We start from the raw sequence: 19,085 nt of genomic DNA on the forward strand, positions 1-19,085 counted from the left end.
TCCGGAATGCGATCCCTACGGGAAGAATAAGCAATCCGAAAGCAACCAATAGCAACCCTGATTCACATTGCAATCGCAATAAAGCAGTGGTTTGTGTTTTACAATGACAATGGTGATGCTATTGATATTTTGTACCCACCCAGGAGTAATAGGAAATCCCAAAAGATGAAGATTGACATTATATTTTGCAAATAAAGTTAGACTCATCGGCGCTAATTGATAGACAACCCAAAAAATAGGCTATTATTTTTTTCGCTCAGCCCCCCCAATGCTTGAATATTATTCTGATTATCACAATCATCATTAAACCACCGGCCGCTAATACTAATAAGTCATCGCTTATTTCCATATGCCGCAAGAGCCAATGTAATGCAGGAAGCAACAACAAAATAATAACGACACCTATATTGTCAAACAACGTAACTGAACCGTTCGCGGGTTTTTGCTCTGCTAAAAATAATCGTATCTTTATCATTTAATCGCTTCCACTGTAACAATAAAACGCCTAATGCCACGATATTATTAAAGGCTGTTAATATGAAAAGCATAGGATAATTAACTTTTAATTCATAATATCCGGCTAAAGTGAATCCCAAAATAAATCCAACATTCATTCCACTATAATTCCATAAAAATCCCTTCTAGCGCTTGCCAACTTGATCAACTTGATAAAGTTTCGATAAGAGCATATTAAGACAGGTCACCATCGTGGCGGTCCGAATTAACATGAGAGCAAGTCACCAATAAACACTACCTACTGTTCCATGAGCAAGAACAAGACATGCCATAAGTTGAAATATAATTCCATTACCTACTAACATACGGTAACTAAAATATCTGCCCCGAGAAAGCTAGATAATAAATGGAGCACGAAATTATAACCAAAATAAACTCCTGTAAGGAATTTTTTCATAAAACTTCTATTTATGCTCGCTACGAGGATTTGAACGCATTTTATAAGCGCCTTTCTAGCCTTACTACTAAACTGTGTATCGGCCATTCCGACGCTTTTATTGATAAATTCTACAACACCATCATTCAAGCCCAAAATTTTATCGACATCACAACTTTAGAACTTTTTCCGGACATCCGTTATTTAGCAGCCTTACGTAACGGCCTTACTTATCTCGCTGCCAATGTGGTCGACCAGTGACAGTCCCTATAGAAGGGTTGTATCCCTCCTTTAGCTCTTCAGATTCTCAAGTGCCGCTTGTTGATTCGGAAGAAACAGACACTGCTTATCTCAAGCAACTTACACTCGAGATATTCAAAAAAATTTCCCCACGGCACCTCTCAAAATTTACTTCGGTAGCACCTAGCACTCGCAGTTGCTTTGATATTCTCGGCGGTTGCGGAGTAATAGCCAAACCAGCTTAATTGACCCCACGAGCTTAAATCATGGCAAAATTGTGGTAGTCGATGGTCAGACTCTGATAACAGAGGGTCATAATTTACAAACTGGAGAATACCTAGAAAATTCCGCAGTTCATGATGTAAGTGTGGAATTAACTGGTTCCGCCGCACGCTCTGCTGATAGGTTTTCAGATCAATTGTGACAATTTAATATGTACCCATCAAGGAAAACCTCTTTCATAAGGACAACAGGCCGATAATAAAACTTATTATCGAGGCAAAATAAATAACTAATGATTGTTTGTTTAATCCATGGCCGCTATTACCTGAGACCCCTTCAACGACCGCTGGTGTCTCTGTGACGACAATTGCTCGCCTGGGTTTAGGATTATTTCCCAACGGTGGGTGCTATGCCCGCTAATCAATTGGATGTGGCTCGAACTTTATTCTTCCAACATGCCCAGAAAGTAATTCGAATTTCCTAGCAAGATTTAGGTTACAACATATTGGGAACCGATTACTTAGTTAGAAGACAATGCGACGGGAAACACCATGACGGCCCCTGCTAATTTATTATTGAAAAGCGGCGATGGTTTATTATTTTGAGTAATTATAAAGCAGAGCATGTTACGCATTCTCTGAGGGCCCAAATGAGTGAAGCGATTGCAAAACAATTAGAATCTCAAACTTGCTTTCCAATGATGTGAAATTGACGGACGTTTCTGAAAAAATCAAAGCTGATGTCAGCGCGTTAAATGCTAAAAGCAGTCGCCCAAAAACCCAAGAAGAAGTTATTAAGCTCTTATGTACCCATTTATACTTAGCGCCCTTACGGTTTGATTTTTATGACGAATGGTAGCAACCAATATTTAATTTCTAATCATTCTAAAGTTTGGATTATTGACAATAAAGTCTTTTATGTCGTCTTCCAGAATCTTTACCCCAGCAATCTACAGGAATTTGGAGTTATCATTGGTAACCAGGCATTAACTCAACAATTCATTAACGATTATTATGACCAATTGTAGAAATACTCTTCTCGCGCTACAATTTCGGGAAGTAAAGCAGTAAGTTGTTATTTTCGTAACCCACTCCCCTAATCATCTCGTTAGCTTGTCGCCTCTTCACTGGCAAGTTATGATTAACCCATGAATAAAATTGAAAAAACTACCTATTTTGGTTATCAGACCATTCCTGAAAATCAAAAAACAGACAAAGTTAAAAATGTCTTTGAATCGGTTGCAAGCAAGTACGATTTAATGAATGACCTTATGTCATTGGGCATTCATCGATTTTGGAAAGATTTTGCAATTAAACTTTCTCAATTACGTCCTGGTCATCAAGTTCTCGATTTGGCAGGAGGAACCGGCGACCTAGCCAAACGTATCAGCCTCATAATTGGAAATAATGGAACGGTGGTTTTGGCAGATATCAGTGACGCAATGTTAACAATAGGGAGAAACCGGCTTTTGGATCAAGGTATTTTCCGTAATATTCAATTTATCCAAACAAATGCGGAAGTACTTCCTTTTCCCGATAATTTTTTCGATCGGATCATCATCGGTTTTGGCTTGCGTAATGTAACAGATAAAATGGCAGCACTTCATTCTATGTATCAGGTTCTAAAGCCAGGAGGACTTGTTACTATCTTAGAGTTCTCAAAACCTCATTCCCTATTGCAGGATCTTTATGATCTCTATTCTTTTAAATTATTACCTTGGTTAGGGAAAAAAGTCGCTAATGATGAAGAAAGTTATCGCTATTTGGTGGAATCGATCCGAATGCATCCCGATCAAAAAAACCTTATCAAAATGATGACTGAGGCGGGATTGGAAGATTGCGATTACCATAATTTAAGTGGTGGTATCGTCGCGGTTCATAGAGGTTATAAATTTTAATGTTCACGTTAGCACTTTCCAGCTTAGAAAAAATAATAAGTGCTTATTTACAGTTGGATTCCGACCATGTTCAACGATTATCTCTTTTAGAAAATAAAATTATTAAAGTTCGAATTATTGACTGGAATACTGAATTTTTTATTTTACCTACTAAAAAAGGCTTGCAATTAACTGCGGCCAGAAAAAAAGAGCCTGACACTATTATCTCCGGTACCTTACTAAATCTCTTTAAAACATGCTGTGCGAAGGGCTCAAGTTCTGCATTATTTAAAAATCAAGTAGAGATTAGCGGAGACACTTGGGTAGGTGAACAAATTCGAGATATTTTGACGGGTATTGATATCGATTGGGAAGAATATTTGTCTAAAATCACTGGTGATATTCTAGCCCATCAAATTGGGCTCCAGGTTAGGCGCGCTGCAAATTTCGGGAAATTTGCTCTTAAAGCCTTTAGAATGGAGGTCCAGGATTACTTACAAAATGAATCTCAAATTATGCCATCTTCAGAAGAGATTGAATTCTTTATTCAATCTGTTACGGATCTGAAACACAATGTCGATCGCGTAGAAGCACGAATTCAGCGGTTGATGATAAAAATGGATCCAACAGCATGAAATGGCTCTTTCAATTAATTCGGTTAATTCAAATTAATTTAATTCTCATCCGTTATGGCCTCATCCGCCCAGTGGTTCGAGAATTACCTCCTTGGCTTCGAATTTTGAGCTATCTCAATCCTTGGAGTTTTACTCAAGAAGATAAACCTAGAGGGGAATCTTTACGCATCATGTTGGAGGAACTCGGCCCTATCTTTGTCAAATTCGGTCAGCTTCTCTCCACGCGTCGCGACCTTTTGCCGGATGACATTACTGACGAATTAGAAAAATTGCAAGATAGAGTCCCACCTTTTCCGAGCAAAATAGCAAAATCATTAATAGAAACCGCTTATGGTAAATCGGTTAACGAGGTATTTGCTAGTTTTGATGAAAACCCTTTAGCATCTGCTTCCATTGCCCAAGTACACGCAGCCACGCTACATGATGGAAGCGAGGTTATCGTTAAAGTACTTCGACCACATATAGCACGAACTATTCGGCGTGACATCGCTTTAATGTATCTCGGGGCTAAAATGACACGTAAATTATGGAAACACGGTAAGCGATTGAAGCCGATAGAAATAGTCGCTGAATTTGAGCAAACCATTTATCACGAATTGGATCTCATGCATGAAGCAGCTAATGCCTCTCAATTACGTCGCAATTTTTTAAATTCAGAAAAAATGTATGTTCCTAAAATTTATTGGGATTATGTTCATCGCGATGTGATGGTAATGGAACGAATTCATGGAATTCGCATTTCTAATATTGCGGAATTAAAAGCGGCAAATACCAATTTGAAGAAATTGGCAGAATATGGCGTCGAAATCTTTTTCACTCAAGTGTTGCACGATAGTTTTTTTCATGCCGACATGCACCCCGGGAATTTATTTGTTGACGTTAGTGATCCCGAAAACCCTCAATATCTTGGTGTGGATTTTGGTATTATGGGATCTCTTGCCCCTCAAGATCAACGCTACATCGCTGAAAATTTATTAGCCTTTTTTAAACGAGATTATCGACAAGTAGCTGTTTTACACGTAGAGTCTGGTTGGATTTCTGCAGACTCACGTATCGATCAATTTGAAGCAGCCATCCGCACAGTTTGCGAACCTATTTTCGAGAGACCTTTAAAAGATATTTCTTTTAGCAAGTTGTTACTACGATTATTTCAAACCGCTAATCAATTCAATATGGAAATTCAACCTCAATTACTTCTATTACAAAAAACTCTTTTTAACGTTGAAAGCCTTGGTCTTCAGCTTTATCCCGACCTCAATCTTTGGCGAACTGCCAAACCTTTTATTGAACGATGGATGCGTAAACAAAACGGAGTAACGCATTTAATTGAAACAATTGCTAAAGAACTCCCGGCGAGTAGTGAAGCCTTAGCAAAACTGCCGCTCTTGTTTCACAATGTTTTGGATGAAATTAATTTTCGCCAACGTTTAGAGCGCAAAGAACTACCTCCCCTACCTACTAAAAAACAAAAGCACAGTTTTCTTCTCGGAGCAGGAATTGCTTTTCTGATAAGTGCCCTCAGCAGCTTCTTCATTACTTCAACGACAATCTCTTCTTCCTGGCAATGGAGCGCTTTAGGTCTGGGGGTATTCTTATTCCTAGTGGGTTGGATGCTCTAATGAATAGATCTTGTAACGGATTATGCGTCTCGGTCCTAATCCACTGAGATGCTCTGACACTCATTCTAATTGATAAAAGCCTTCGGACTCCCAACTATACCTCTGTCCTCATCAAACTCACTCTTCTCACGACCGCCGATCACAAGCTCAATGAGCGGACTTGAATACGAATTCCAACTCCTGCAAGAAACCCTTAATTAAAGGGCATCCCCAAAGCCCTCGCTCTTGAGCAGGTCGGGCTCCAACTCGTCTTAATCTTAAAAGCTGAACCCGATTTAACCTTAGATCAGTAGATCAGTTTGTCGATAAAGAAAAACCCTCGCTCACCACGATTTTGACACTTGCTTTGCGCCTGTTGCAGATCCTCACCCAAATCCACAAAGCCAAAATCGTCCATAAAGATATTAAACCCGACAATATCCTCGTCGATCCCAAAAATCTTACCATCACCCTTTTTGATTTCAGCCTCGCTCAAAAAGCTTCTTTGAAAACCCAACCCCACGAAGGCGAATTCGAAGGCAGTTTTCTCCCACATGGCCCCTAAACAAACCAGGCACATCCATCGCCCCATCGATTATCGCACCGATTTTTATACCTTCGATGCCACCCTCTTTAAACTGCTCGGCCGGATAACCTCCTTTCCAAGGCGATCCCCTCGAATTAATTCAAGCGCACCTCCTTACTTAAAGCACCACCCAATTTAACTCAGCTTAATCCCAACATCCCCGCCCGTTTTAACTCAGATCGTGCAAAAGCCGCTCGCTAAATCTAAAGTGCTCATGCGCCCATCAAAGATTTGGAAACCTGTCTGCGGATGCTCAAAGCCGGGGAACGCAAGTCCTTCCACATCGCCATCGGCCGATCTCCCCGAACGTTTCGCCCTCACTTAAAAACTCTATGGACGAAAGCGCCTCATTCAGGAAGTCACTCAATTCCTTGATCGAGCCCAACCCTTAAAAGCACTCTTTATCGCCGGGCCTCCCGACGTCGAGAAAACCTTCCATCATCCGCGAAGTCGAAAAATACATCACCCTCCACGGCGGCTTTACCGCCAAAGGAAAATTCGATCAGCTCCATCGAACCACTCCCTACAGCGCTTGGATTACCGTCACCGAAGCTATCGAAGCTATCATTTTGATAACTGGTACGCGAAATACATAGTTGTTCTCTCTTAAGGGTTAAGGGTTCGCGCAAAGATTCTAAAACTGATCGAGAAAATTCGGGTAGTTCATCCAAAAATAAAATTCCATAGTTAGCAAAGGTTATCTCACCCAGTTGCAGAGGCAAACTACACCCTATCATTGTGATACTTGAAGTTAAATGGTGGGGAGCGCGGAAGGGTCGTTGCTGCCAACACCTAAAATCAAAACCCTTCTTGCTCAGAGAATAAACCGTAGCAATTTCCAGAGCCTCATCCACGGTTAAAGAGAGTAAAATACCCGCTAATCGCCCCGCCAGAATGGTTTTTCCTGTCCCAGGGGGGAACCCTCATAAGCAAAATATTATGGCGGCCGGGTAAGCCGTAATTTCTAAAGCACGCTTTCCTCCAAGCTGACCCTTCACATCGCTACGACCTTGATAAACTGAACTTTGTGTCTCTTCTTTCAAAGTAAGAAGAGGTAGTCGATTTTCTTTTCGTAAATGCACACAAACGTCAAGTAAGTGATGGGCAATGAAAATTTTACCTATGGCACTTAACGACACTTCATTGGTATTCATGGCAGTAATTATTAAACTTCGGCCAGCTTTTGCCGTGGAGATCGCGAAGGGTAAGCCCCTGCGAATAGTACGAAGTTCACCGGATAAAGCCAATTTGCCTCCAAATTCCTAATCATTTAACTGATCTTGAGGAATTGATTGGAGGCCGCTAAAATTTCCAATGCGATGGCTAAGTCAAATCTCCAACCCTCTCGAGGTAGATCCGCAGGCGCAAGGTTTATACAGTAATCTGCTGAATGGGAAATTCTAATCGGCTGTTGATAATTGCACTACGAACACGGTGGCGGCTTTCTTTGACAGCCATTTCCGGTAATCCGACAATGGAAAAGCTCGGCATTCCATTTAGATAAGTGAACTTCGACAGTCACCGGAGGAGAGTCAATGCCGGTGCTAGCTCGGCTATACTCTATAAGAAAGAGACATGAAGAATACTATCTTTGGTGTCTTTCCAGCTCGTTTAGCTTTTCTTCAAGCGCCTGTAATTTTGCCCGGGTCCGAGCTAACACCTTCATTTGGATATCAAATTCTTCTCGGGTTACCAAATCAAGTTTACTAAACGATTGTTGTAAAATGCTTTTAAAATTTCTCTCTAAATCTTTAGGCAAGTTTTTAATGCCAGGTGGTATCGATCCTAAAAGATAGGTGACAATATCATTGATGTTTTTTGGATCAAACATAAGCGATTCCTTTTTATTTTAATATTATATCATCCCATTAAAATCTCGTGAGTACCGAATAAAATAATCTGATTACTTATGATCGAAATACAATACAGTAAATTTACTTAGCTTATTCACCAATACCCCACCCCACCCAATTAGGTTATACTTCGTTTCTATAATTATCGATGCCATACTCCCAAGCTATATAGGTAAAACTCCCTATTGTTCGCCTTCAACGTATTGGTAAAACTCTCTCCTCCGAACTTTATGGTAAATGCAAATTTTTAAATCACGGGGGGTTGTCAAAGATCGTATCGGTATTCCAATGATTGAATAAGCTTAAAAAGAAGAAAAAATTAAGCCGGGCGATACCTTAATTGAACCGACGTCCAGCAATACCGGCATTGGTATCCCACTGGCCGGAGCCGTGAAAGGTTATAAAGTTATAATTACGATGCCAGAAAAAATGAGCCATGAAAAGCAAGTCGTTTTAGAAGCCTTAGGGGCTAAAATATATCGCACGCCCACAGAAGCGGCTTTTGACAATCCTGAAAGTCATGTTTCACTAGTCAAACGATTAAACGAAGAAATTTCTCATTCTTTTATTTTGGACCAATATAGCAACTCGGAAAACCATGATATTCATTATCGAACCACTGCACAAGAAATTCTTGATGATGAGATGGGCGATAATCTTGTAATGGTGGTGATGGGGATTGGAACCGGCGGTACTATTACGGGCATCGCTAGAAAATTAAAAGAAAGGAATTTCTCCATGCAAATTATCGGAGTCGATCCAATCTGGTCAATTATAGACGGGGGAGATGAAATAAAACCCTATACTATAATTAGTTGAAGGAATTGGTTATGATTTTTTTTCCGGAGGTATTGGATAATAATTTTGTCAATGAATATATTAAAATAAATGATAAAGATTCTTTCTTAATGCTCCGACGCTTAATTCGTGAAGAAGGATTGTTCGTTGTCGGTTCTTCAGGCTCTGCCGTATGGGCCGCCCTTCAAGTGGCGCAACGTTTAAAAGAAGGCGATCGTTTCCTGGTTCTTTTACCCGATTTCATCCGTAATTATTTAACTAAATTTTTTAATGATACCTGAATGAAAGCACAAGGATTTTTGTAGTCAAAAAATTATGTCTATTAATAAAAAATCCGATATTGCCACGCGAGTTATTCACGCTGGTCAAGAGCCTGATCCTACTACCGGAGCGGTAATGATGCCTGTCTATCTGACATTGACTTATGCCCAAAAAAGTCCCAGACAGCATCAGGGTTACGAATATTCCTGCAACCAAAATCCAATGCGTTTTGCTTATGAACGTTATGTTGCTGATTTAGAATCGAGGCAATGCGGATTTACATCCGCTTCTGGAATGGCTGCTACGGCGACCATTCTAGAACTCTTGCAAACCGGCGATCATGTGATCGTGATGAACGATGTTTATGGCGGCTCGTATCGTTTATTTGAAAATGTCCGCAATCGATCAGCTGAACTTTCCTCTTCGTTTGTTGATTTTACAGATGAAAATAAAGTACACGCAGCAGTCACCGCAAAACAAAAATGCTCTGGCTGGAGTCGACCAGCAATCCTCTATTACTATTATTAAAGATAGTTGATTTAAAAAAATCGTCGCTATCGCCAAAGAAAAAAATATCTTAGCTGTGGCTGATAATACATTCGCCACACCAATTATCCAACGACCTTTGAAGTTGAGTTTTGATATTGTTGCTCACTCTTCTACCAAATATTTATTTAAAATGGTCATTCGGATATTGTTGGTGGCATTTGTGGTTGTGGGTGACAGACAATAAAGCGGTCGCTGACCAATTAAAATATTTAGAAAATGCGATCTGTTCCATTGCAGCTTCTTTTAATAGTTTTTTAGTGCTGCGTGGCTTAAAAAACCTTAGCTATTAGAATGGAACTCCATTGTGAAAATGTTTTTCAATTTGCTGAATGGCTGGGAAAATACCCGAGAGTTAATCGCGTGTATTACCCCGGTTTACCTCATTCACCCCCCAATATGTCCTGTCTAAAAAACAAATTGCATTATTTTGGTGACATGATTTCCCTACTAGAGTTAAAAGCCGATTTTCTTGCCACAAAAAAATGTTATAACGCTGTCGAATTTAGTCTGGCTAAAAGCTTAGGAGGCGTCGAAAGCCTCATTGAACACCCTACTATCATGACTCTCACACGAGCATTCCTCAATCTGAACAAGAAAAAGTCGGGATTACCGACAGTTTTATTCGATTTTTGGGAATCTAAAATCGGATGGATCTTCGTGAAGATCTCGCAACCGAGCTTTAATAATAACCTTATAGCAAAGCAAAATCCAGGTTATTTTATTTTTTACTTTTTATCTTTCTTTGTGGATGGTGGTGAGGGTGTTGGACTGGACTGCAACACTTGCGAAGGACCTAGGATAATCACAGGCTGGATTACAGACGGCTCAAAGCCTAACAGATCCTCACTTAAAGGGTCCACCAATTGATTCATTTCTCGCATTTGTTCCACCATCAAATGGTTTACCCGCCAAAAAGTTTGTTGCATGTAACGTGCTTCTTCTGCTCGTTGTTTCTCGATACGCTGATACAATTTTTTTGCTTCTTCATCTGATAATTTTTTTCCGTTTTTGTAAGCTATTACGTTTATAACCGGCTTCCCTTTATAATTATGCTCCGTACGAATAAACATCGTTTGAATATTGGGTTGGTAATAAGTTTCAAACACCTTACGATATTGTTCACGATTTATCCATCCTACTTTCCCATTGCGGAGGTTACCTACTTTAATCCAATCTTTCTTGTGGTAAATAGGTATTAACTGCTCGTCAGGTGAGACTTTCTGTAATACAGTTGATTTCAATTCAGGCGATTGATAAAGATTAATGAACTCGCTCTTTTTCAAGTTCGCTGAGGATTGTTGTTGTAAAACTGCGTAAGACACACCTGAAATAGACAAGCAGAAGGAAAGCCCTAGAGTAATGATTAATTTTCGCATTTTTTCTCCTTCATTTATCATAATTATTACGCAGACTATTATAACTACGCAGACTATTATAACGTTTTCTTTCCTTAATTAAAAAGAGTTAACTTAGGAGAGCTAACCTAATTTAAGCGTAGTCAATCCATAGATCTGCTGCATCGGCAACTTTGTCAGCATTTGTAAATACATTCGAGCTGTTTCAAAAACGAAATTCATGTTATGACGCTTTACCAAAACACCATAGCATCCAAATTTAATTCAGTTATATCCAAATAAATATCCTGCCCCAACGGCGTAATTGGCTAAATAACTAAATAAAGATTCTGAAATTGAAAGATTCTGAAATTGTTTCTTCATTTACAAGTAAAAAAATAAAAACCCTATTTTATATCCTTTCTGGCAGCGCCGAATAACACCGTAACCCTTCAATAGGTTATCGCTTACATAACCTACAACCAGTGCATCCGCTTGACTAATCCAAGCTAACAAAAATGCAGGACGCATTACCAGAAAATGCAAGCTATTTATAGTGAAATACCTGTGCCAAAGTCAGGAAAGTTAAAAAAATATTTTTTTTGGCTGAAATTTCTTCATTTTTTCACCCACACCATGAAATCGCAGATTACGATGTGAATATTTAAATCCGTTCTTAGCATAGGCTGCCTGCATTTCCACCACACCGTCCAATCCAGCATTGCGCGAACCAATATAATCTAATCTCTTTTTAGTCATGGCTAAACCGCAATCGCGATCACGAAATTCCTTTTTAATAATTAACAACCTAAAAAAGCAAAATTTTCCTCATAAATAACACTGGAAGCCACCGCCACTGGTTCGTCATTACATTTTCCAATAAATAATCCTGTTGGATTAGCTCTATAAAAAATCTCTGCATCGTGAATTCCGGGATTCCAGCCTTAGCACCAGCGCACTCAATAGCAATTTGAGCTTCAGAAGGCATCATGGAACAAATCTAAAAATTATTTTTCATACAGATGTTGCTCACACCAATATTTTGCAATTTCATAACGGGTAGTAACCCAAATATCTTTAAACGAAGCCAAATAATCTAAAAATTTCCTAATCGCTTGTATTCGACCCAGTCGGCCTGAAATACAAGAATGTAAGGCAACTGTCATCAATTTTAGTTTTGTTTTTCGTTCTCATGGATTTTTTTCATAGGCCATTCCACAATCCCACAGAGTAACAGGAATTTTATAATCATTGAACAAACGAAATAATCGCCAAATCCCACAGCAAGACCCGTATTCGAAAATCGATTCGCTGAAAGGATGCCGATCCGCCTTTCAAATTTCCAAGTTGTCAATTTCTGTTAGAAAATTTTCAGACTGAGAATCACCATTGAGGACAATTTAATTCAGCCCTTTTTTCATAATTGATAAATTAATGGCCACTCAAGCTTGATTAGGCCAATGCGTGTTGGGCGGATTTTTCCCCTAACCAATATAATTTAAAGGTAGATAGGTCATTGCTCTCCTCGAGCTCTTCAGAATATAGCATGGTTCTGAAAGGAGGTTTAAATTGGCAGCCTCATTATTAGCGAAGACTCCCTCACTCAAATAAAATATTAGTGCAATTTTCTTAAAATTTTATTACCATGACCACTTCATTTGAATTAGGGATTTTAGCATGACGCACACAACATGACGCACACAACCTTATTTACTTCAGAATCTGTCTCGGAAGGCCACCCAGACAAAATAGCCGACCAAATTTCTGACGCTGTTTTAGATGCACTCATTGCTCAAGATCCCCGTTCTCGCGTAGCCTGTGAAGCCGTAGTGAAATCCGGCATGGTTTTTGTTGCGGGAGAAATCACTACCAGTGCTTGGGCTGATATAGAACAAATTGCTCGTAATACCGTCTTAGAGATTGGTTACAATGACCCTCATATTGGTTTCGATGGAGAGACTTGCGCCGTGCTTTCGGCTATTGGCAAACAATCGCCGGATATCGTAATGGGTGTTGATGGACGCGAAGATCGAGAATTAGGGGCTGGTGATCAAGGTTTGATGTTTGGATATGCTTCGAGAGAAACCGAAGTACTTATGCCTGCCCCAATTACCTATGCTCATCGCCTCGTTCGTCGGCAAGCAGAGTTGCGTAAAGAAGGCATTTTTTCCTGGTTACGTCCAGATGCTAAATCGCAAGTTACGCTCCGTTACGAAAATGGCCTTCCTGTAGTAGTAGATTGCATTGTGCTTTCCACACAACACAGTCCTCATATTATTCAAAAAGATTTACGAGAAGCCGTGATTGAGGAAATCATTAAGCCTGTTATTCCTCGGGCTTGGATTACAAAGGAAACTCGATTTTTAGTAAACCCCACTGGGCGCTTCGTTATTGGTGGACCGGTTGGCGATTGTGGATTAACGGGACGAAAAATCATCGTTGATACCTATGGAGGAATGGCTCGTCACGGAGGGGGCTGTTTTTCAGGAAAAGATCCTTCTAAAGTAGACCGTTCGGCTGCTTATGCCGCTCGTTACGTTGCTAAGAACGTAGTAGCTGCCGGAGTCGCGGATCGCTGTGAAATCCAAGTTTCTTACGCCATAGGTATTGCTGAGCCTACTTCAATTAACGTTGAAACCTTTGGAACCGCCAAGATTGATGAGGTACGTATTCAACAATTAATTACCGAATTTTTCGATCTTCGTCCGGGACGAATTATCGAAGATCTTCGATTGCTCCGACCTATATACAAAGCTACTGCTACCTATGGCCATTTTGGTCGGGAAGAGCCAGAATTTACGTGGGAGCGAACTGATAAAGCGGAAGTGCTTCGCGAGGCTGCGGGTTTAACTTTCAACCACCACCCAACATACTTAAAATAGCAAAATAGCGAGTATTAAAAATAGAAATGATAATGACTCAAGATTTTCGAATTGCTGACAGTAAATTAGCAGATTGGGGTCGAAAGGAAATCGACATTGCTGAAACGGAAATGCCTGGATTGATGGCCTTATGTCAAAAATATAAAAAAAGTCAGCCCTTGAAAGGCGCTCGCATTGCGGGCTGTATCCATATGACGATCCAAACAGCTGTTTTGATCGAAACTTTAATTGAGCTTGGTGCTGAAGTTCGATGGTCTTCCTGCAATATTTTTTCCACCCAAGATCATGCAGCTGCCGCGATTGCGGAAAAAGGTATTCCAGTTTTTGCTTGGAAGGGAGAAACTGAGGAAGAATACTGGGAATGCATCGCTTCTACTTTGGAAGGTCCTAACGGCTGGCAGCCTAATATGCTATTGGATGATGGTGGAGACTTAACCGCTTACCTTCTGGAAAAACATCCCAAATTAGGCAAAGATATTCACGGCGTATCCGAAGAAACGACCACCGGAGTTCATCGTCTTTATAGGATGCTCAAAGATGGAACTTTGAGATTCTCCGCTATCAATGTAAACGATTCAGTAACGAAATCAAAATTTGACAACCTTTATGGATGTCGCGAATCGCTCATCGATTCTATTAAGCAGGCAACGGATGTGATGATTGCAGGAAAACGTGTCGTTATCTGCGGATATGGGGATGTAGGTAAAGGTTGTGCACAGTCCCTTCGTGCCTACGGCGCCACGGTATATATTACCGAAATTGACCCTATTTGCGCTCTACAGGCCTCCATGGAAGGTTATCAAGTTGTGACCATGGAAGAAATGGCTCCGATCGCTGATATTTTTGTTACTGCAACGGGCAATACTGACATTATCACCCACGAACACATGACTCAAATGAAAAATCAGACCATTGTTTGCAATATTGGCCATTTTGATAAAGAAATTGACGTCGATTCTTTAAAAAAATACGAATGGATCAACATTAAACCCCAAGTCGATCAAGTTATTTTCCCTAACGGAAAACGACTGACGGTCCTGGCAAAAGGCCGTTTAGTTAATCTTGGCTGCGCGACAGGCCACCCCAGCTTTGTTATGTCGACTTCCTTCACCAATCAAGTATTGGCGCAGATAGAATTATGGCAACATCCAGAAAAATATCCCCTGGGCGTATACGTATTACCTAAGCACCTGGATGAAGAAGTGGCACGTCTTCATTTACAACAAGTGGGCGCTAAATTAACGGAATTAACTGAGAAACAAGCCGCCTATATCGGAATCGGTCGCAAAGGACCGTTTAAGTTGGATCACTATCGATATTAATCTTGCATCATCTCTACGCAACAAAACAAATTAAAACAATTATTTCCATAAATTAACGAATTAATAGTCTCTCCTTACAGTATTTATACAGTAATCAAAAAAATCATGCGAGAGATGGAAAATTTTTTCACCCCACCAATTGGAGCTTATTATATTATGATCCCGAGGCTGATGAACTCTTCTTTGTTTATGCTATGCAAAAGGACTAGATGAAAACCTCATTCGAGAAATACCGCTAAAAAAAGGGAAGGCATTGCTGGCACCGTGGTAAAGACAAGAAAACCTCTCTTTATTCAAGACTGTCAAAATGATCCGCGTTTCAGACAAACAAAAAACTCGCTCGCTTATTGCCGTTCCCATTAAATACAAAGATATGTTATTTGGTGTATTGGAATTAGTTAATTTAGAAAAAATTCTTATTTTAGTGAAGAAGACTGTTTTTTATTCGAAATAACTGCTAATTTTTCAGCTGTGGCGCTTAGTTAGCACCACCTTTTTTGAACATACTAAATCTCTTTCTTATCTTGATCCTCTCACAGGAATTTATAATCGTGCCAAGTTAGCAAAAGTTTTGAAGAAATAGAAAGAAAATTCCATTCAATATGCTAAAAAAACAGTAAGTATTTTTTATTAGATCTAAATCAGTTCAAAACAATTAACGATAAATATGGCCATCGAAAAGGAGATGAAGTATTAAAAGAAACTTGGAAATCATTCGTTCACAGTCTCGAGTAAGAGATTTATTTTTTCGTATCGGTGATGACGAATTCCTTTACCTTGTTCTGCACAACTCTAACCGTGAGGACACGAATATTGGGAAACCCATTGCGACACCCAATTAGAAATTATTTCTCCCAAACTTGAACCTAAGCAAGGGCGGATTTTTTATTGGTTATGCGACAGGTCCATTAAAAGCTATTAATGAACTTATTCAAGAAGCGGATAAGGATATGTACTAAGACAAAGAACGACGCAAGAATCTATACGCGTTTTTGGCTAAGTTCTAAGGTTCTAAAAAGAATTTCTCACTAATTCATTAATTTATGCTATAGTTTAGAGAGTAGATCTAACGGGATGGAGAAAGGATAAAGAAATAAGATATTCAAATAATTGAGCGAAATTTATGACTACCTATAAGAAATCCAGCCTAACTCAGGCCATCCGATAAGGATTAAAGTTAAAGGATTATCAAGAAAAGAAAGAAGACATGAGCAATTCCCCCCACTGCAGATGAAACTGTTCTTTTAGGAAGCGCTGTTTTCCCCCATTATACTGAAACTGGATGATATAGTTGAAGTCAATTACCTAGCGGAAGACTTGTATTTTTTCTACGAATCCTTCTAGAGCTGAAGGGGTTAGCTCAGGAAACAGAAACTCCTCCCACATTTGAGTCCCCAATGCCAGAAGCAGCATTTGCTCCAGGACAAAGCTTTCAAATTGAAGAGCAATCAGAAACTTCCTTCCTCCCCCCACGACCCCAATGTTCATATCTCACCCTTAGATGAAGCGGGGGTAAAAGCAGCAAACCTCTCTTCTACGACAGGAAAATCCGAAGAGGGAGTAGATACTGGGGAAACAACGATTTAAGCTGAGGAAGTATCAGCTCTAGAAAGCGATTAGAATCCCCCGTAGTTCGTGAAGAGGGTACCACCGAAAGTACGAACAAAATACAGACAAAACTAAAACTATTGAGGAAAAAGCTGAAGATAAGTCTCAAGAAGAAGCTAAAGAGACTGAATAGGAAGAAAAGGTTGAAGACGAAGAAGATCGTGAAGACACCAAAGAGGCTAGTAAAAAAGAAAAAGCTGAAAACAAAGTTCAAGGTAAAGAAACCAAACAAGCTAAAAATGATCAGCCGGCTGCTATCCCTTCTGGGATAGCAGCCAAGGGCCTAGCATGGACTATCATTCTGGTGAGGACAGCGCTGTAACAGAAACCTCCGTCGATATTGACCAAGATCATACGGCTCAAGCTCATCCTCAGAACATTTTTTCAACCCTCTGTCTTCAAGAAAGGGAATGATTTACTATTTTATTTGTAAGAAGACAGTAAAAAAGGCGTACCATGGAATGGAATTTATCATTTCAAAATGAATTTCATGAAAGACCGCTAAACTTGTGGCGTGATTATTTTGGTATTGTTCGCGAATTATGGAAGCTTCTCGCCCAATGGGGCACATCAGCCACATTGTGGCTTGCATTACTATTACCTAGTTTTTATCATTAACTTTCTTTCACTTGCATTCCCCTTAATTTTCATTCAAGTCTATGATTGAATTATTCCTCATCATTCGACTTTCGCACTTACATTTTTGATCATCCGCCGAATTACCGCCATTGCCATGCTTCTTTTTTTGTATTGCGGAGTATTTATTTCTATTAATTGGACTAGTGCACGTTTTACATATTTCACCAATCGTGATATTTTCCATCACCTTTTAAATTATAAAGCTTGAAGAATTTCAAAAAGAAGGTAGCAGATATTATTTAAAACGTATTTATGAGATTCTTTATATTAAAGATTATTATCTTAATAAGGTATTGATAACTTTATTCGATTTACTTTTTGTCCTTTTATTTCTTGGACTGATTGCCTATATCAGTGGCTATTTACTCTTCATTACAATAGCAATGATTGCATTTTTATTTTTTTTACTTCAGGGCAATTAAAGGATTTAGAAATTCATGTTAAAATTAAACATGCCGAAGATAGCCAGCTCTAGAGTTTTTTAACTAAGATTTTCTTAGGTACTAAAACATTAAAAGCTATAGTTTCAGAACCTCTGATATTACGGAGATACAAACGACTTCTTAACAAAATTTAAAAGAAAGTCGATCGATTCATAAAGCTTCTACTTGAGTTTAAGGAACCGCACACTTCATCCAATATAGCACATCAGGACTTCTCATTTTGGCTAGCGGTGGAATGCTTCTGGAAGGCAATTTAAGTCTAGATGCTCTAGCAGCCACTGTTTTGTTGACCGAACTAGCCATCCAACCGGTTCAACGAATATTAGTTTTATGGCAACAATATCAATCAATTCCAGTGGCGAAGAAATCAATAGAATCTTTGCAATCATTCCCATTAGAAAAATTGAAAGAAATCTCTAATTCTCATCCGTTAGAAATAAAAGGAGATATCCTTTTAAAAAATTTTTCCTTATAATATCAAAAAGATAAACAAATTTTAAGAGATATTAATTTTCATCTCGCACCAGGTGAAATCATAAGCATCACTGGATAAAATTTTAGTGGCAAAACGACATTACTTAGACTTATTCTAGGACTTTATGAACCAACCAAAGGTGAGATTCTCATCGACGGGAAAAATATAGAGGATCACAACAATAAAATAAAATTAAGAGAAAAAATTTCCTTCTTATCAGCTCAAGAGAAATCATTTCGTGGAACAATTCTAGAAAGTCTTACATTATTCTGTTCCGAAAAAATAGAAGAGGCTATAAAATTGTCTGACCATTTCAGGTTATCTGAACTTATTTAGTCCCTCCCGGAAGGCTTCGAAACTATCGTTGGGACGATTTAGCGAAGTTTTATCTCAAGGTATTATCTAAATCATTTCCCACACCACAATCCACGAACTAATTGCAAAACCAAAAATTATCTTATCTAATTAATTTACTCCCCTTTTATTCTGACTTATTCCTTTTCTAGAAGCTTCGCATTTCGGAGGAAATACTTGCAATATCGTCCAAGCATTCCCTATTTTTTCTGCATGTCTTGAGATTAATAATTTTCTCTAAATGATTGAGACATTGGGTTTTAGATACAAAGAATTTCAAACTTCCTTAGCCAATTTGAATGAACAATTTCTTCCTTGTCTATTTATCACTTCAGATCAAATTCTTCATATTTTATTCAAACGCGAAGATAAGCACTATGTTACTTTTTCAGAATAAAACAGGAATAAGATAACCTTCCTCTTACCACAGAAGAGACTATTTTTACTTTCGTCAGCTTATTAAGAAAGAATATGAAGTCGAACAACGACAACTTACTTCTTAGCTATTTGGTTTTATT

Annotated in this window: 25 protein-coding genes and 3 pseudogenes; 18 read left to right on the plus strand and 10 right to left on the minus strand. The window is 39.1% G+C overall.

The window, feature by feature from the left end; all coding sequences use genetic code 11:
- Positions 1-256 precede the first annotated feature (256 nt).
- Positions 257-475, minus strand: coding sequence for a hypothetical protein (locus CleRt_RS10475; protein WP_162198828.1), 219 nt, complete (start codon positions 473-475; stop codon positions 257-259).
- A gap of 468 nt (positions 476-943) precedes the next feature.
- Between CleRt_RS10475 and CleRt_RS07850 the strand changes: the two genes are divergently transcribed.
- The 6 genes from CleRt_RS07850 to CleRt_RS14400 all read left to right on the plus strand — a co-directional run bounded on the left by CleRt_RS07850 (position 944) and on the right by CleRt_RS14400 (position 6,028).
- Positions 944-1,153 (plus strand): hypothetical protein, encoded by a 210-nt coding sequence (locus CleRt_RS07850; RefSeq protein WP_157843819.1) that lies wholly within the window; start codon positions 944-946, stop codon positions 1,151-1,153.
- Positions 1,154-2,041: 888 nt separating this feature from the next.
- Complete coding sequence (locus CleRt_RS10480; RefSeq protein WP_157870926.1) at positions 2,042-2,212, plus strand: hypothetical protein; 171 nt, start codon at positions 2,042-2,044, stop codon at positions 2,210-2,212.
- Positions 2,213-2,501: 289 nt separating this feature from the next.
- The gene (ubiE, locus tag CleRt_RS07860) at positions 2,502-3,251 is read left to right on the plus strand and encodes a bifunctional demethylmenaquinone methyltransferase/2-methoxy-6-polyprenyl-1,4-benzoquinol methylase UbiE (RefSeq protein WP_048875700.1); all 750 of its coding nucleotides are present in this window, start codon (positions 2,502-2,504) and stop codon (positions 3,249-3,251) included.
- The gene (locus CleRt_RS07865) at positions 3,251-3,865 is read left to right on the plus strand and encodes a ubiquinone biosynthesis accessory factor UbiJ (protein ID WP_048875701.1); all 615 of its coding nucleotides are present in this window, start codon (positions 3,251-3,253) and stop codon (positions 3,863-3,865) included. The genes ubiE and CleRt_RS07865 overlap by 1 nt, the downstream gene beginning before the upstream one ends.
- The gene (gene ubiB / locus CleRt_RS07870) at positions 3,862-5,484 is read left to right on the plus strand and encodes a ubiquinone biosynthesis regulatory protein kinase UbiB (protein ID WP_048875702.1); all 1,623 of its coding nucleotides are present in this window, start codon (positions 3,862-3,864) and stop codon (positions 5,482-5,484) included. Before CleRt_RS07865 ends, ubiB begins: the two co-directional genes overlap by 4 nt.
- A 355-nt stretch (positions 5,485-5,839) precedes the next feature.
- Positions 5,840-6,028, plus strand: a complete 189-nt coding sequence (locus tag CleRt_RS14400) for a protein kinase domain-containing protein (protein WP_371440273.1) — start codon at positions 5,840-5,842, stop codon at positions 6,026-6,028.
- Positions 6,029-6,450: 422 nt separating this feature from the next.
- On the opposite strand, the gene CleRt_RS08520 is transcribed toward CleRt_RS14400, so the two are convergent.
- From CleRt_RS08520 to CleRt_RS07885, 5 genes are all read right to left on the minus strand, one after another.
- Positions 6,451-6,945, minus strand: a complete 495-nt coding sequence (locus CleRt_RS08520) for an ATP-binding protein (RefSeq protein ID WP_082160478.1) — start codon at positions 6,943-6,945, stop codon at positions 6,451-6,453.
- A 27-nt stretch (positions 6,946-6,972) separates the two neighbouring features.
- A complete protein-coding gene (locus CleRt_RS08525) occupies positions 6,973-7,203 on the minus strand; it encodes a hypothetical protein (RefSeq protein WP_162198829.1) in 231 nt (76 codons plus the stop codon).
- 116 nt (positions 7,204-7,319) lie between these two features.
- The gene (locus CleRt_RS14405; protein ID WP_157870976.1) at positions 7,320-7,454 is read right to left on the minus strand and encodes a magnesium chelatase domain-containing protein; all 135 of its coding nucleotides are present in this window, start codon (positions 7,452-7,454) and stop codon (positions 7,320-7,322) included.
- Positions 7,421-7,540 carry a magnesium chelatase domain-containing protein gene (locus CleRt_RS12715; RefSeq protein WP_235379039.1) on the minus strand — a complete coding sequence of 40 codons (120 nt, stop codon included), beginning with the start codon at positions 7,538-7,540 and terminating at the stop codon, positions 7,421-7,423. Before CleRt_RS12715 ends, CleRt_RS14405 begins: the two co-directional genes overlap by 34 nt.
- Before the next feature lie 94 nt (positions 7,541-7,634).
- Positions 7,635-7,880, minus strand: coding sequence for an accessory factor UbiK family protein (locus CleRt_RS07885; RefSeq protein ID WP_048875703.1), 246 nt, complete (start codon positions 7,878-7,880; stop codon positions 7,635-7,637).
- Positions 7,881-8,040: 160 nt separating this feature from the next.
- Between CleRt_RS07885 and CleRt_RS07890 the strand changes: the two are divergent.
- The 4 genes and pseudogenes from CleRt_RS07890 to CleRt_RS14420 all read left to right on the plus strand — a co-directional run.
- Positions 8,041-8,981: pseudogene (locus tag CleRt_RS07890) on the plus strand (pyridoxal-phosphate dependent enzyme).
- A 34-nt stretch (positions 8,982-9,015) separates the two neighbouring features.
- Positions 9,016-9,489 carry a PLP-dependent transferase gene (locus CleRt_RS14410; protein WP_371440231.1) on the plus strand — a complete coding sequence of 158 codons (474 nt, stop codon included), beginning with the start codon at positions 9,016-9,018 and terminating at the stop codon, positions 9,487-9,489.
- Positions 9,490-9,544: 55 nt separating this feature from the next.
- Entirely contained in the window at positions 9,545-9,694 is a 150-nt protein-coding gene (locus CleRt_RS14415; RefSeq protein WP_371440232.1) for a PLP-dependent transferase, read from the plus strand.
- Between the two features lie 107 nt (positions 9,695-9,801).
- A pseudogene (locus CleRt_RS14420) lies at positions 9,802-10,026 on the plus strand (PLP-dependent transferase); the annotation flags it as partial.
- A gap of 209 nt (positions 10,027-10,235) precedes the next feature.
- Here the strand turns inward: CleRt_RS14420 and CleRt_RS07900 are convergent.
- From CleRt_RS07900 to CleRt_RS10500, 4 genes are all read right to left on the minus strand, one after another.
- Entirely contained in the window at positions 10,236-10,886 is a 651-nt protein-coding gene (locus tag CleRt_RS07900) for an SH3 domain-containing protein (protein WP_048875704.1), read from the minus strand.
- A gap of 342 nt (positions 10,887-11,228) precedes the next feature.
- Positions 11,229-11,375, minus strand: coding sequence for a GNAT family N-acetyltransferase (locus CleRt_RS14425; protein WP_157870928.1), 147 nt, complete (start codon positions 11,373-11,375; stop codon positions 11,229-11,231).
- A 54-nt stretch (positions 11,376-11,429) separates the two neighbouring features.
- Complete coding sequence (locus tag CleRt_RS07905; RefSeq protein ID WP_162198830.1) at positions 11,430-11,603, minus strand: hypothetical protein; 174 nt, start codon at positions 11,601-11,603, stop codon at positions 11,430-11,432.
- Between the two features lie 248 nt (positions 11,604-11,851).
- Positions 11,852-12,010, minus strand: coding sequence for a hypothetical protein (locus CleRt_RS10500; protein WP_157870929.1), 159 nt, complete (start codon positions 12,008-12,010; stop codon positions 11,852-11,854).
- A 525-nt stretch (positions 12,011-12,535) separates the two neighbouring features.
- Between CleRt_RS10500 and metK the strand changes: the two genes are divergently transcribed.
- The 8 genes and pseudogenes from metK to CleRt_RS14430 all read left to right on the plus strand — a co-directional run.
- The gene (metK, locus tag CleRt_RS07915) at positions 12,536-13,726 is read left to right on the plus strand and encodes a methionine adenosyltransferase (protein WP_048875707.1); all 1,191 of its coding nucleotides are present in this window, start codon (positions 12,536-12,538) and stop codon (positions 13,724-13,726) included.
- Between the two features lie 26 nt (positions 13,727-13,752).
- Complete coding sequence (ahcY, locus tag CleRt_RS07920; RefSeq protein ID WP_048875708.1) at positions 13,753-15,048, plus strand: adenosylhomocysteinase; 1,296 nt, start codon at positions 13,753-13,755, stop codon at positions 15,046-15,048.
- Between the two features lie 307 nt (positions 15,049-15,355).
- The gene (locus CleRt_RS12730; RefSeq protein WP_235379042.1) at positions 15,356-15,502 is read left to right on the plus strand and encodes a hypothetical protein; all 147 of its coding nucleotides are present in this window, start codon (positions 15,356-15,358) and stop codon (positions 15,500-15,502) included.
- Between the two features lie 200 nt (positions 15,503-15,702).
- Positions 15,703-15,783, plus strand: a complete 81-nt coding sequence (locus CleRt_RS12735; protein ID WP_235379235.1) for a hypothetical protein — start codon at positions 15,703-15,705, stop codon at positions 15,781-15,783.
- A 651-nt stretch (positions 15,784-16,434) separates the two neighbouring features.
- Positions 16,435-16,635 carry a hypothetical protein gene (locus CleRt_RS10505; protein WP_157870930.1) on the plus strand — a complete coding sequence of 67 codons (201 nt, stop codon included), beginning with the start codon at positions 16,435-16,437 and terminating at the stop codon, positions 16,633-16,635.
- 309 nt (positions 16,636-16,944) lie between these two features.
- Positions 16,945-17,070, plus strand: coding sequence for a hypothetical protein (locus tag CleRt_RS13650; protein WP_306686701.1), 126 nt, complete (start codon positions 16,945-16,947; stop codon positions 17,068-17,070).
- A gap of 903 nt (positions 17,071-17,973) precedes the next feature.
- Complete coding sequence (locus CleRt_RS07940) at positions 17,974-18,213, plus strand: hypothetical protein (RefSeq protein WP_157870932.1); 240 nt, start codon at positions 17,974-17,976, stop codon at positions 18,211-18,213.
- Positions 18,214-18,309: 96 nt separating this feature from the next.
- A pseudogene (locus CleRt_RS14430) lies at positions 18,310-18,549 on the plus strand (ATP-binding cassette domain-containing protein); the annotation flags it as partial.
- Between the last annotated feature and the right edge of the window lie 536 nt (positions 18,550-19,085).

Source organism: Candidatus Coxiella mudrowiae (genome assembly GCA_001077715.1).
In the GTDB taxonomy this organism is placed as follows: domain Bacteria; phylum Pseudomonadota; class Gammaproteobacteria; order Coxiellales; family Coxiellaceae; genus Coxiella; species Coxiella mudrowiae.